Genomic DNA, 13,141 nt, shown 5'->3' on the forward strand with positions numbered 1-13,141 from the left:
GCAGCAGGCCTCCATTAGCCTTTTCATTGCAGCGCCTCCGGCAAGGGCCGGCCAGGCAGCGTTTCCCATACTAAAGTGGAAATAAAAAACCGCCCTCAAGGCGGCATTGTTTAATCCCGCGCGTATATTGGCGTTCACAAAAAAAATGTCAATCAAAGCCGACCCGGATAATCATGCATCTTTATGCATGAACTCATGCCGGAAACACACCTTATATAAGATAGGTGTCATGCAGCGCGGGGGTGGCATTCTGTGGATCAGGTGGATATATACCCCTGAGACGTTTTCCCTGACGGGTACCATCCATGAAAAATGCTTGCTAAACGGGCAAAGCTGACTCAGAAAAACCGTCATTATCACCCAAGTTGGGGAAAACCATAAAAATGGAATCCGCCTGACAAGGCTATCCCTTGTCATGGAGTCGTTCGATATTGTAGTTTCTTTTTTAAAGTTAAAACTACATTTCGTGCGACCGACCTAGTCACCCGGATAGATATAGTAATTGTGGCCGGAGCAATCCGGAAACGCGAGTGGATTCCGGATAACGAAAATTGATTGGAGCCCAGGGCGATGAACTGGACAGATGAGCGCGTCGAACTGCTAAAGAAATTATGGAACGAAGGCTTGAGTGCAAGCCAGATCGCAGCGCAGCTTGGTGGCGTCAGCCGCAACGCAGTGATCGGTAAAGTGCATCGCCTGAAGCTTTCGGGCCGCGGCAAAACGACCACGGCAGCGCCACGCAGTAAAAAAGTGAACACCGTTGCAGCGACCCCGCGTCCTGCAGCAACAAGCAATAGCACCGGTACCAGCCGCCCACAGGCGACCACCACCATCCGCACCGCAACAGTTACGCAGACCGTTGGCGCAACTGCGCTTCAGATGGAATATGTGGCTGATGCTGTAGCGGAGCGCGTTGTACGCCCCGCATCGGACGTTGTGGTTCCGATTTCGCGCAAGCTGACGCTTTTGCAGCTCAGCGAGCGCACCTGCAAATGGCCAATCGGCGATCCGCTTAATGAAGATTTCCATTTCTGCGGCAGTGAATCCGGTGAATCAAGCCCCTATTGCAGCTATCATTCCAAGCTGGCTTTCCAGCCAACGGCAGAGCGTCGCCGCGCCCGCTGATGCAACGCCCAAACATTGCTCAATATCAAACCCCGGCAGCACCCTGCTCCGGGGTTTTTCTTTATCTGTAATCCTGATTGAAACCGTTTTATTACGCGCGCTTTGGCAAACGCACAACAAACGTAGACCCTTCACCAAGTTGCGAACGCACGACAAGGCGTCCCCGATGGCGCGCCAGAATGTGTTTGACGATAGCAAGGCCAAGGCCCGTGCCTTTTTGTGCGCGGCTTGTCTCCACATCGATACGATAAAAGCGCTCCGTCAGGCGCGGCAGATGCTCAGTTGCAATACCGGGACCAAAATCCTGCACGGATGCAACCAGTTCCTGCCCCAGCTCTGTCTGTTCTTCATCAAGACACAGGATTACCCGCTTGCCACCCTGTCCATATTTGCAGGCATTTTCTAACAGGTTCTGGAAGACCTGAATGAGTTCGTCACGCGTACCTGTGACATTGACCGGATGGTCCGGCAAATGGCGCTCAATCGTAACGTCAAGACCTGCCGCAAGCGGGCTGAGTGTATCAGCCACATGATTGAGCACTGCCGTCATGTCCACACATTCGGTCACCGCCAGATGTGCCCGCATTTCAAGACGCGAGAGTGACAAAAGATCATCAATCAGCCGCGACATGCGCTCGGCCTGCTTTTGCATAATACCCAGAAAGCGATCGCGCGCGGCTGCATCATTGCGTGCAGGCCCCTGCAAGGTTTCAATAAAGCCAAGCAGCGATGCAAGCGGCGTCCGCAATTCATGGCTCGCATTCGCGATGAAGTCCGAGCGCATGCGGTCGATGCGGCGGGTTTCACTCTGGTCGCGAAACAGCAACACGAAGAGTTCCGGCTTGCCGTCAGCATCACGCAAAGCCTTGACCATCGCCTTATACCACCGATCAATCGGCACACGCTCAAAATAATCGATGCTGCGTGGTTCGCCATCGGTAATGACGCTCTGAATAAGCCTGTGCATTTCCGGTGCACGAAAGCGCAGGTAAAGGGCCGTTCCAGGCTCAAGCGACTGAAATGCATCCATGGCCATGGCATTGACAAACAGCACCGTGCCGCGATGATCAAAGACAATCATCGGATCGGTCAGAAGATCGGCGAGACGCGCGCCCGACACGTCCGACATCTCGTTGATCTGTTTTTTTTGCTCCTGTTTGCGAGCTGGCTCATCGTCACCCGTTGCACTGGAAACCCAGACCGCTCCAATCAGCACCATGATGAGCAGGGCGGCACGAAACCAGATTGGCAAGTCCAGCGCCAGAATGCAGGGAATCAGCACGACGCTGGCAAAAATCACGCCTTTTACACGAAACAGCGGTGCAAAAAGAGATTCATCCTTTGCGGGCTCCGCAACATCCCCGCCGTTGCCTTCACTCATTCTGCACTCCTTTTACGCTCGCAGTATCGAAGCGATCTGTTTTTCGATAGCATCCCTGCAAAATCAGAAACAGCATCCTTTACGCGCCTTATAAACAGCCCATATCATAGATGAGCATTTGCGGGCACGTTTCGGTGCGTGCCCTATATAAACCAAGGGAGCCTATCGTGGGTGACAGTTCGAAGACAGCTAACAACAAGAAGACCGAAATAGATCCTACGAAACTCGCTGATAAGCCCATAAAGATAAAAATCGCTGGTGAAACGCATAAGTTCGACATCAACGACCCCAAGCTTCCGGACTGGATTGAAAACAACGCGCTGCAATCGGGCGGGTATCCCTACCCCGAGAAAATGAAGTTAAAAGACTACGAGGAAACGCTTGAGCGACTTCAGATAGAGCTCGTCAAGCTGCAATACTGGCTGCAAAAGACCGGAGAACGGGTCATCAGCGTCTTTGAAGGCAGGGACGCAGCCGGAAAGGGCGGCACGATTTTTACCGTCCGGCAGTATATGAACCCGCGTACTGCGCGCAATGTTGCGCTTCCCAAGCCAACCGAAACCGAGCGTGGCCAGTGGTATTTTCAGCGCTATGTCCAACATTTCCCCACGTCCGGCGAGTTCGTGACCTTTGATCGCTCCTGGTACAATCGCGCGGGTGTTGAACGGGTCATGCAGTTTTGCACAGCCCAGCAGCTTGAAACATTTCTCACCGAAACACCTGATTTCGAGCGCATGATTGTGACCGAAGGTATTCACTTGTTCAAGTTCTGGCTGGATATTGGTCAGGAAATGCAGCTCAAGCGCTTTCACGAGCGTCGCCATAGTCCGCTCAAAAACTGGAAATTCTCTCCGATGGACATTGCAGGCATATCGCGCTGGGATGATTATTCAACGGCATTGGAAACCATGCTTGCGCGCACTGACACAGGCTATGCACCCTGGACAATCATCCGCTCCAACGACAAGCGGCGGGCAAGACTGGCCGCGATGCGACGCATCTTGCTCACCTTGCCATATGAAGGCCGTGATCTTGCGGCCATCGGACCAGAAGATCAGTCCATCATCGGTCGTGGGGCTGCATTTCTTGCATCCAAAATTGCGCAGTCCTCTTCATCCGGCACATAGAAAAAGGATGGCTGGTGCGGAGTCTTTTCCCAAAGATGAGGCTTTCGCACCAGTTGCCAAACTGCGCGCCACGCAGAGACTGAAATTAAAATCCAATAAGCGGGTATGGCCAGAATATGGAAATATCCACCCAGTTCGGTTGGTTCCATAGTTTTGGAGCCGAGCACATAAAAACTCAGATAAGCAAGCATGATATTCACCATATCGATGCGAAGAAGCCAGATGTTATCGGCGTCAAGTGGCATAAATATCATGCTCACGAACAACAGAGCCACCGTCATCAGCATGAATGGATGCAAAAGCGCTGATGCAATGATCCCCAAAGTGTAAATCTGATTGATCGTAAAACGCCACCAGCCAAGCTCGCGGGATGCCGCATAGGGATTGCGTCCGTGCACAAGCCATGTTTGCATCCACCCCTTGATCCAGCGCGTGCGCTGCTTGTGCCACACGCTGTAACTGATCGGTGCATCTTCAATCGTTCCCCGAGTGATGACACTGATGCCATAACCAAAACGCGCCAGACGCAAACCGAGATCGGCGTCTTCCGTGACGTTATAAGCATCCCATCCACCAACTTGCTCCAAGCAAGAGCGGCGAAAATGGTTTGATGTCCCGCCCAGCGGAATAACGAGACGGCGGGATGCAAGCCAAGGCAGAAGACCGCGAAAAAGCGCGGCATATTCAAATGAAAACATACGCGTCAGCAGGTTTTCCCTAAAATTTGCGATAATGAGTGGCGCCTGAACGCAGGCAAGCACCGGACCTTCCCGCTGAAACGCCTGCCAGGCTTCGAGAAGCTGGTCAGGGTGCGGACGATCTTCTGCATCAAAGACGGCAATTATCTCGCCGCGCGTAAACTGGAGCGCGTAATTGAGTGCTTTCGGCTTTGTCTGCGGTCCGCCCGTTGGAACAAGAATAACTTCATAATTCCTCGGCAGCCTGCAACGCCGAATGGCTGCAAGCGTGTCGAAATCGTCCTTCTCGCAGATCAGTTTTATATCGAGTTTACTGCGCGGCCAATTTATTTGGTCAAGTGCCGCGATCAACTGCCCGACAACCGCCTGCTCGCGGTAAAGCGGAACAAGAACGGAATAGACAGGCAGATCGCGTCTGTGAAAGGGAGCGATCTGTGACAAACGAAGACGACGGCTTGAAACTGCCGCAAACAATCGAATGAGAACGCAACCTAAAAAGAACAGGGTTAGGCTGCTATGAAGCGCGAAGATTGTTTGCATCGGCCAGATTACGATACCCGCCACAAAAGCATATAAACCCATGGCGATGAGAAAAGCCTGAGGCGTCTCCAGCACCCGCGACGCAGAAAAACTCTTCGGCGTCATGGAATGCGCTCTGACGATCAACTCTTTCTGGTGGCGTTGCCGCAAAATTTGCTTCAGCAGGGAATGAGTGCATATCCGTATGCGTCCACGCAGTTCTGGAGCGCGACGCAGGTGTTCAAGAAGCCGTGCTGTTCGACGCTCATTCGGCGCAAGATATAAGTAGGTTGAGCCGTCATGGCCCAAAACCATTGCCTGCCCCACCTCCACCTCTGATGCAGCCGCCTCCCCCGAAACAAAGATACGCGATGGCAAGATCTCTTCGGTGAATGGAAGGTTCAGATAATCTGCAATCGCCTCGAAAAGCATCGTCTCCGTAACAGCTTGTTCGTGCTGAATTTCCTCGCAAAAACTCGTTCCATTGACGCGCGCTGTTTCATAGGCCCGTTTCAGGCAACTGCGCGACACACCTCGCCGCTCCAATCTAGCGGATATGGCTGTGCATACCCCCAGATCGAACGCAATCGATCCACTACTCATAGTACCCCCGCACTAAACGCAGTATTAATTTAATTAAATGTAATATTTTATCGATTATTCTCCACAATCAATATTATTTACTAAATTACTTTATGGAGAAATACCTACATATAAAATGTATTCCATTTTAATTTAAATAGAAATAAGATTCTTTAATCCTTCATTAATATTTTTATTTAAGACATGCTGCAACAAGGCCTCTCCTTCTGGTAAACCTCCGTTAACGCGAAATTATCAGATAATGCTTATACGAAGTAGCGATGAAACGACCCCTTTTGAGCATAGCGGTCGCAGCGTGTTGGCTTCTAGGCGGCCATCCTGCACATGCACAATCCGCACCCAAGGCACCTGACTTCTTTAACCAGAAGGAAAGGCTGGCCCTGCCGTCCTTACAGGGGCTGAACAGGTTACGCTTTATAACGACGCTCGACTTTCCACCGTTTAATTCGCTCAACGAGGCGGGGCAGCTTTCCGGCTATAATGTCGATCTGGCAAAAGCGCTTTGTGCTCAAATGGGATTAGACGACATTTGCCAGATTGAGGCTGCCCCTTGGAACGCGCTTGAAGAGAAGCTTGAAAGTGGTGCGGCCGAAGCCATAATTGCTGGTTTGAGCGCAAATTCACAAAACCGGGGGAAATTTATCTTCACCCGTGCATATATGCGTCTGCCTGCACGCTTTGTAACAACCAAAGCCAAGTTCTTTGCGCAGCCTGCTGCAATTGCGGTAGAGGGAAAAAATATCGGCGTCATAACAGGCACCGCACATGAGCAACTTTTAAAGGCTTATTTTCCGCAAGCCATTGCCAAACCCTATCCAAACCGCGCGGAACTTCTGGCGGCACTGCAAAAAGGCGAAACAGAGGCCGCCTTTGATGACGGAATGGCGTTGTCTTTCTGGCTTGAAGGCGAGGATGCCAATGATTGCTGCACCTTTACAGATGGACCTTATCTCGCGCCGCAATTTTTAGGCCCCGGCCTGAGCATAGCTGTCACACAGAAAAATGCGCCGCTGGCAAGCGCCCTCAACAATGCACTTCAATCGCTGCAACAGCAGGGTAAGCTTACAGAACTCTATCTGCGCTATTTCCCCACCAGCTTTTATTAGGGTCCGTGGACAATAAATTCTGTTCTAAAGCCAAAAAGCACGAGCATGAGACGGCAGTTTTTTTAAACAACGTTCGAATGTGACTTCATCTACATACTTGCGCAGAACGCAGGCAACATCATTAATTGCAGTATCAGGGGAGAAATTGTGATTCTTGCGAAGCTGCTTCACCTCGTCTGTCATCAAGTCCCGATCCCATGATTTTTCTTGCAGCTCATTGGTGTTCCAATCGCTAACGAATAAAGCCCGGAGCATTGCAGGCAAGACTTGCACAAATGAAATCGCATCATGAATACTCAGCCTGCGCCTGAAACAAAAAAACACTCCTTGCGTCGTTGTATATGCTTGGTGTCTGGAACCTAAATTCGTTTTCATAGCGACATCTGCCAGAAAATTATCGAATTCTTTAGCCGCAAGCCTGTATTCCATTGGTATAGGCATTGAAAATTCCTAATGTTTGCCAATCGACGGTGCTGGTGTCTGTCGACACGAATGTTTTAATCGCGATCTCGTTTCTGATTCAAGCCTCCCAATTGGAGATCTGAATGGACAAAACACGGATTGTGGTATCGGACGCGGCGTGCTCCCGCATTGAGCCCTTGCTTGTCGGCAAGCAAGGGGATCGAGGAGTAACTGGCAAAGATAACCGCGTGTTTCTTGAAGACGTTCTGTGGAGAGTGCGTACGGGATTGCCATGGCGTGATCCCCCAACGGCGTTCGGAAACTGGAACAGCGTGTTCCGGCGTTTTCGCCGTTGGGCCAAAGCCGGGGTGTTCGAGCGGCTTGTCAAAGGTAACCGGGGCGTCCCGGACTTCGAGTACGCGCTCATAGACGGCACGATAGTCCAGGCTCACCAGAAGGCCAGTGGCGCAAAAGGGGGACTCAACCTCAGGCTATCGGGCGTTCGCGCGGCGGATTGACCACCAAAATCGTCGCCCTGGTCGATGCGCTTGGAAACCTGTTCAACTTTCACCTGTTGCCCGGGCAAGCCCATGACATGAAAGGTGTTGCCCCGCTCATCGACAATGTGTCGTTCGGAGCGCTGCTCGCGGATAAGGCATTCGATGCGGACTGGTTGCTTTCAGAACTCGATCAGCGTGGTACAGCGGCGGTTATTCCACCAAAAGCAAACAGAAAGACGCAGCGCGACTTTGATCGCCATGCATACAGGTGGCGACACCTGATCGAAAATTTCTTTGCGAAGATCAAGGAATTTGGAGCAATCGCAACGCGGTACGAGAAAACTGCCTTTAGTTACGCTGCAAACTGGCACCTCGTCGCAACCATCATCGCGTTAAAGTAAATGTCCACGGACCCTAGTGCATAAGCCCCATCAGCACGGACCAAGAATTCCCGAATTCATGCTTTGAGCAAGAGGCTTTCAATCAAAACACGCCCCAAAGTGCCGCGCGAAAGCAGATCTCTGCATTGAGACGTGCGGCAATTTTGCGCCATTTTGTCGCACGCCGTCGCAATCAGCCAATCTAATTTTCAGTAATTTTTGAAAATTCCGACCATTCGATACTTACAGTATCGAAGTAAAATTATTTAAAATCAAAATATTGATAGGGATTTTTTTGAAAAATTTGCAGGATATTTTCTGATAGCGTGCATTTTTCATGTCGCTTTTATCATATTTTGCCAATAAATCCAGACATTTATTTACGCTTGAAGATTTTCTCTTTTAATCGATAATCAAAATCGAGGAAAAGGAGGAGTTATACATGTACCAGGGCATCAGCACACATTGGCACAAGTCTCCTGCGCAGACACAGCGCTCGCCGAATGAAGCTACTTATGTATTCTTCGGTATATTTTTGGCATGCCTGACAGTACCCGCAGCAGTCATCCTTTGGGCCATTGCTCAAGGTGTGGCCGCACATTTCTAGCGTGGTGAATGTGAAGTTCCTATCATTGGTGCTGCATGCACGTTTAGGGACCTCAAATCCATAAATCACAGCAGAATGGAAATATGACCAGAGCATTTCCAGCAGAAGTATGCAGCGGTTTTCCGTGGGATAATGCGAAAAACAAAGCGATGGGATTGTGCTTTTTTCAATGGCTCTTACAGCGGCTCTTACTGCGCCGATCTCGTCATATCACATTGGTTCTCCAACAAAATAGCCCCGCATAAAGCGGGGCTATTTCGTTCTTGTCTGTCCTTATCTAATGGCAAGCCTGAAGCGATATGCCGAAAAAGGATCAGTGTGCAGGCCCGCTGCTCTCGCCCGAGACAGGCTCTGCCGGAGCGGTCGTTATAGCCGCATCGTCAGGACGCTTTTTAGGCGGCTTGCGCGCAATGAGGCTATAGAACATCGGGATGAAGAAGGTCGCGATAAAGGTTGCAGCCAACATACCGCCGATAACGCCTGTACCAATTGAGTGACGGCTTGCAGAACCAGCGCCTGAGCTGATTGCCAGCGGAACCACACCGAGAATGAACGCCAGCGACGTCATCACAATCGGGCGGAAACGCAGGCGTGCAGCTTCAGCGGCAGCCTCAATTGCGGTTTTGCCCTCTTCACGTTGCAGCACAGCAAATTCCACGATCAGAATCGCGTTCTTTGCCGCGAGGCCTATGAGCGTGACCAGACCAATCTGGAAATACACGTCATTGGTCAGTCCGCGCAGATCGGTCGCCAGAAGCGCACCGAAGATAGCGAATGGAACAGCCGTGATAACTGCCAGCGGCAGGCTCCAACGCTCATACTGTGCAGCCAAGATCAGGAACACCATGATCAAACCGAAGATCATCGCCTGCGTGCCACTGCCGCTTGTCGTGACTTCCTGATAAGCCGAGCCGGTCCAAGCAATCTGGAAGCCCTGTGGCAACACTTCAGCTGCCACTTCCTGCATCGCCTTGATCGCTTCACCCGACGTATAACCCGGAGCGGGATTGCCCGTAACCTTTGCAGCGTTAAACGCATTGAAACGTTCAAGCTGATCGGGCCCGACAATACGCTTGACCGTCACGAGTGCGCTCAAAGGGATCATACTGCCCGAATCGGCACGCACGAACACATGCTTGAGATCGCTTGGATCGCGGCGGAACTCGGCTTCCGATTGGAGGTTCACCTGATAGTTACGGCCATAAAGCGTGAAGTCGTTGACATAAACGCTGCCGAAGGTTGCCTGCATGGCGGTAAACACCGAGTTGATCGGCACGCCCATCGCCTTGGCCTTCTGGCGATCAAGCTGAATGTCATATTGCGGCACATTCGGATCAAAAGTCGTGCGAACGCCTGTCAGCTCCGGACGCTTTTTCGCTGCTTCAACCAGAAGATTGGTCGCATTGGTCAGAGATTGAACACCCCCGCCCGTACGGTCCTGCACATAAAGCTCAAAGCCGCCGGTGGTGCTCAAGCCCATGATTGGCGGCGGATTGAACGCAAGAACCAGACCATCCTGAATACCCGCATTCATACCCATGATTGTACCGGGCAGATTACGTGCATCCAAGTCAGGTGTGGTGCGCTCTTTCCAGTCTTTGAGCATGATGAACATCGTGCCAGCACTGGTCTTAAGCCCGCCCGAGAGCAGGTCGAAGCCAGCGACTTCAAACACGCTTTCAACAGCAGGGTGCTTACGAATGTTTTCACTCGCTTCATGCAGAACAGCAGATGTACGCTCCAGCGACGCAGCTGGCGGCAGGATTGCCACACTGAACAAGAAGCCCTGATCTTCGTCAGGAAGAAGCGAACTCGGCACCTTCTGGAAGAGATAATATGTGCCACCCAAAAGACCCGCGAAAATAAGCAGGCCCACAGCTGAACGTTTCAGGAAGAAACGCACACCCTTGGTATATCCGGCCGTCAACCGATCAAAGAAGCGGTTGAAAATGCGGAACGGCAGCATCGGCTCGTGATGGCCAGGCTTGAGGATCAGAGCGCAAAGTGCAGGCGTCAGCGTCAGAGCCACGAGGCCGGAAATCGTCACCGAAATCGCAATCGTAACAGCGAACTGCTTATACATTTCGCCGACCAGACCACCCATGAAAGCAACCGGAATAAACACGGCGCAGAGCACGAGAACAATCGCGATAACCGGACCTGTCACCTCGCTCATTGCCTTGATGGCAGCTTCGCGCGGCGGCAGTTTCTCGGTCGTCATGATACGTTCGACATTTTCCAGCACCACGATCGCATCGTCCACAACGATACCGATCGCCAGAACCAGACCGAACAATGTCAGCAGGTTGATGGAGAAGCCAAGCACATACATGCCCGCGAACGTGCCGATGATCGAGATCGGAACCGCGATGACCGGAATAAGCGTTGCACGCCAGTTCTGGAGGAAGATGAACACCACCAGAACAACGAGGATGATCGCCTCGATGAAGGTGTGAATCACTTCTTCGACCGACACCTTGATGAACTTGGTCGTGTCAAAGGGGACCGAATAATTGATGCCTTCGGGGAAGCTCGTTTTCAGCTCCGCCATGCGGCTCTGCACAAGTTCCATGGTGTTGAGCGCGTTGGCACCCGGTTGCAGATAGATTGCAATCGGAACTGCGGCAGTACCGTTCAGGGCACTGTCAACGAGATAGCTTTCCGTTCCCAGTTCGACGCGTGCAACGTCCTTAAGCTTGAGCGTTGCCGCGTTTTTGTCAGATCGCAGAATGATGTCTTCGAATGCGGCTGCGTCCGGCAAACGTCCCTGCGTCGTCGCCGTATAGGTGAACGGACCGGCCTGTGGGTCCGGCTGATCACCAAAACGGCCGGCTGCAAACTGCGCATTCTGTTCCTGAATTGCGGTCTGAACATCTGAAGGCGTCAGATTATATTGCGCAAGCTTGTCAGGGCGCAGCCATATGCGCATTGAATATTCGATGTTGCCGAGCAACTGGACATCGCCCACCCCGCTGAGACGCTTGAGATCGTCCACAACATTGAGAAGCGCATAGTTACCGACATAGGTGCGATCATAGCGGTCCGAGGTCGAGAACATCGCCACCATGCCGAGAATGGTACTGGAACGCTTGTCGACGGTTACGCCAAGACGCTGCACTTCCTGCGGCAGCGATGACGTTGCACGCTGAACACGGTTGTTGACATTGATCGTCGCCTGATCCGGGTCAGTGCCCAGAGCAAAGGTAACGGTGAGCTGCATGGTACCGCTGCCAAGGCTTGAGGACTGCATGTAAAGCATGTTCTCAACGCCGTTGATCTGTTGCTCAAGAGGAGCGGCAACGGTTTGCGTCACGGTTTCAGCACTGGCACCGGGATAGGTCGCACTGACCACGACCTGTGGCGGCGTCAGCTCCGGATACTGCGCAATCGGCAGGATCCGCATCGATATGAGGCCCGCCATGACAATGATGATAGAGATAACCGCAGCAAAAACCGGGCGGTCAACGAAGAACTTATTCATTGTTTGCCCGCCGCCTGTTCTTTATCGCCCGCCGTTCCGGCTTCGCCTTCAGCTTTCGGCGCTACAGGCTGAACTTTCTTGCCGGGAGCAGCCTTGATCACACCTTCGGTAATGATGCGGTCACCCGGTTGGAGACCATCGCTCACCAGCCAGGAATCTGTAAGTTCACGACCGACCTTGATCGGGCGAACTTCCGCAACATCGTCCTTATTGACCACATAGACGAACTGCCCCTGTGGGCTCTGCATCAGGGCCGCCTTGGGAACCAGAATTGCGTCGTCAATGGTTACGCCCAGAATGGAAGCGCGGACAAACTGGCCCGGAATCAGGCGCTGGTCCGGGTTTTCAACAACGGCACGGGCACCCAGTGTTCCGGTTTCGGTATCGAGCGACGAAGACGTGAAGTCGATCGTGCCTTCGTGATCATAAGCCTGACCGTCGCCAAAAAGGATTTTGATTCGCAGACGATCAGCATCCTGACCGGTGGCGCCGCGTGCCTCACGCAGCTTGCGGATTTCCGCCGCTTCCGTGTCCGTAAACGAGAAATTGACATAGACCGGATTGATCTGCGTGATCGAAGTCAGAAGGCTTGAAGAAGCGTCTGTACCAATCAGGCTGCCTTCAGAAACCTGCTCAAGGCTCGTAATACCGCTGATCGGCGCTGTAACCTTGGTGTAGCTCAGGTTGAGTTCTGCTGTGCGCAGTTGGGCCTTTGCAGCAGCAACGGCTGCCTTGTTCAGATCGCGCGTTGCCAGCGCGTTGTCGCGAACGGCTGTGCTTTGCACCTTCTGCTGAACCAGCTGTTCAGCACGTTCTGCATCGCGGATTGACTGCTGATAGGTTGCTTCTGCCTGCGCGACCTGCGCCTGCGCGCGTGCCACTTCTGCTTCATAAGGTGCCGGATCAATCTCAAACAGCAGATCGCCAGCTTTGACTTCCGTACCTTCAACAAAGTTACGATGCAGAAGAATGCCGCCAACGCGGGCACGCACCTGCACATCACGATATGCGCTCACACGTGCCGCATATTCATAAGGCACGGTTACATTTTCAGCCTTGATTTCCGTGACTGTAACAGGAGGTGGCGGTGGCATTGCGCCTCCCGGCGCCTGCGCAAAGGCCGTCTGCCCTGCAAGAATAAAAAATGCGACACCTGCCGCAAAAATCCGAATGGAACGTTTGATGGTCATAATGGGAGCTGCCCTTGATGTC

General features: G+C 52.3%; 9 protein-coding genes. 4 read left to right on the forward strand and 5 right to left on the reverse strand.

The window, feature by feature from the left end:
* The first annotated feature begins 570 nt into the window (after positions 1–570).
* Positions 571–1,125, forward strand: coding sequence for a GcrA family cell cycle regulator (locus tag VBH83_RS11180; protein WP_265982943.1), 555 nt, complete (start codon positions 571–573; stop codon positions 1,123–1,125).
* A 91-nt stretch (positions 1,126–1,216) separates the two neighbouring features.
* On the opposite strand, the gene VBH83_RS11185 is transcribed toward VBH83_RS11180, so the two are convergent.
* Positions 1,217–2,506 carry an ATP-binding protein gene (locus VBH83_RS11185; protein WP_265982942.1) on the reverse strand — a complete coding sequence of 430 codons (1,290 nt, stop codon included), beginning with the start codon at positions 2,504–2,506 and terminating at the stop codon, positions 1,217–1,219.
* Between the two features lie 167 nt (positions 2,507–2,673).
* Between VBH83_RS11185 and ppk2 the strand changes: the two genes are divergently transcribed.
* Complete coding sequence (ppk2, locus tag VBH83_RS11190) at positions 2,674–3,633, forward strand: polyphosphate kinase 2 (RefSeq protein ID WP_265982941.1); 960 nt, start codon at positions 2,674–2,676, stop codon at positions 3,631–3,633.
* Here the strand turns inward: ppk2 and VBH83_RS11195 are convergent.
* The gene (locus tag VBH83_RS11195) at positions 3,561–5,453 is read right to left on the reverse strand and encodes a glycosyltransferase family 2 protein (protein WP_265982940.1); all 1,893 of its coding nucleotides are present in this window, start codon (positions 5,451–5,453) and stop codon (positions 3,561–3,563) included. The two genes, ppk2 and VBH83_RS11195, sit on opposite strands and share 73 nt — an antisense overlap.
* Positions 5,454–5,713: 260 nt before the next feature.
* Here VBH83_RS11195 and VBH83_RS11200 point away from each other — a divergent pair, with 260 nt between their 5' ends.
* Positions 5,714–6,559 (forward strand): transporter substrate-binding domain-containing protein, encoded by an 846-nt coding sequence (locus VBH83_RS11200; RefSeq protein ID WP_265982939.1) that lies wholly within the window; start codon positions 5,714–5,716, stop codon positions 6,557–6,559.
* A gap of 24 nt (positions 6,560–6,583) precedes the next feature.
* On the opposite strand, the gene VBH83_RS11205 is transcribed toward VBH83_RS11200, so the two are convergent.
* Positions 6,584–7,000, reverse strand: a complete 417-nt coding sequence (locus tag VBH83_RS11205) for a DUF2267 domain-containing protein (protein ID WP_396997710.1) — start codon at positions 6,998–7,000, stop codon at positions 6,584–6,586.
* Between the two features lie 104 nt (positions 7,001–7,104).
* On the opposite strand from VBH83_RS11205, the gene VBH83_RS11210 reads away from it, so the two are divergent.
* A protein-coding gene (locus VBH83_RS11210) for an IS5 family transposase (RefSeq protein WP_265982937.1) occupies positions 7,105–7,862 on the forward strand; the annotation gives its coding sequence in 2 pieces (ribosomal slippage) (positions 7,105–7,441 and positions 7,441–7,862; 759 coding nt in all).
* 899 nt (positions 7,863–8,761) lie between these two features.
* Here the strand turns inward: VBH83_RS11210 and VBH83_RS11215 are convergent.
* Positions 8,762–11,929 (reverse strand): efflux RND transporter permease subunit, encoded by a 3,168-nt coding sequence (locus tag VBH83_RS11215; protein ID WP_265982936.1) that lies wholly within the window; start codon positions 11,927–11,929, stop codon positions 8,762–8,764.
* On the reverse strand, positions 11,926–13,119 hold the full coding sequence (locus VBH83_RS11220) for an efflux RND transporter periplasmic adaptor subunit (RefSeq protein WP_265982935.1): 1,194 nt from the start codon (positions 13,117–13,119) through the stop codon (positions 11,926–11,928). Before VBH83_RS11220 ends, VBH83_RS11215 begins: the two co-directional genes overlap by 4 nt.
* Between the last annotated feature and the right edge of the window lie 22 nt (positions 13,120–13,141).

Source organism: Ochrobactrum sp. S1502_03, assembly GCF_044435015.1.
GTDB classification, from domain to species: domain Bacteria; phylum Pseudomonadota; class Alphaproteobacteria; order Rhizobiales; family Rhizobiaceae; genus Brucella; species Brucella chromiisoli.

Excerpts from the sequence above, each read along its gene's own strand:
- VBH83_RS11180 (WP_265982943.1), top strand. The coding sequence starts at position 571 with ATGAACTGGACAGATGAGCGCGTCGAACTGCTAAAGAAATTATGGAAC.
- VBH83_RS11185 (WP_265982942.1), bottom strand. The coding sequence starts at position 2,506 with ATGAGTGAAGGCAACGGCGGGGATGTTGCGGAGCCCGCAAAGGATGAA.
- VBH83_RS11195 (WP_265982940.1), bottom strand. The coding sequence starts at position 5,453 with ATGAGTAGTGGATCGATTGCGTTCGATCTGGGGGTATGCACAGCCATA.
- VBH83_RS11200 (WP_265982939.1), top strand. The coding sequence starts at position 5,714 with ATGAAACGACCCCTTTTGAGCATAGCGGTCGCAGCGTGTTGGCTTCTA.
- VBH83_RS11205 (WP_396997710.1), bottom strand. The coding sequence starts at position 7,000 with ATGCCTATACCAATGGAATACAGGCTTGCGGCTAAAGAATTCGATAAT.
- VBH83_RS11215 (WP_265982936.1), bottom strand. The coding sequence starts at position 11,929 with ATGAATAAGTTCTTCGTTGACCGCCCGGTTTTTGCTGCGGTTATCTCT.
- VBH83_RS11220 (WP_265982935.1), bottom strand. The coding sequence starts at position 13,119 with ATGACCATCAAACGTTCCATTCGGATTTTTGCGGCAGGTGTCGCATTT.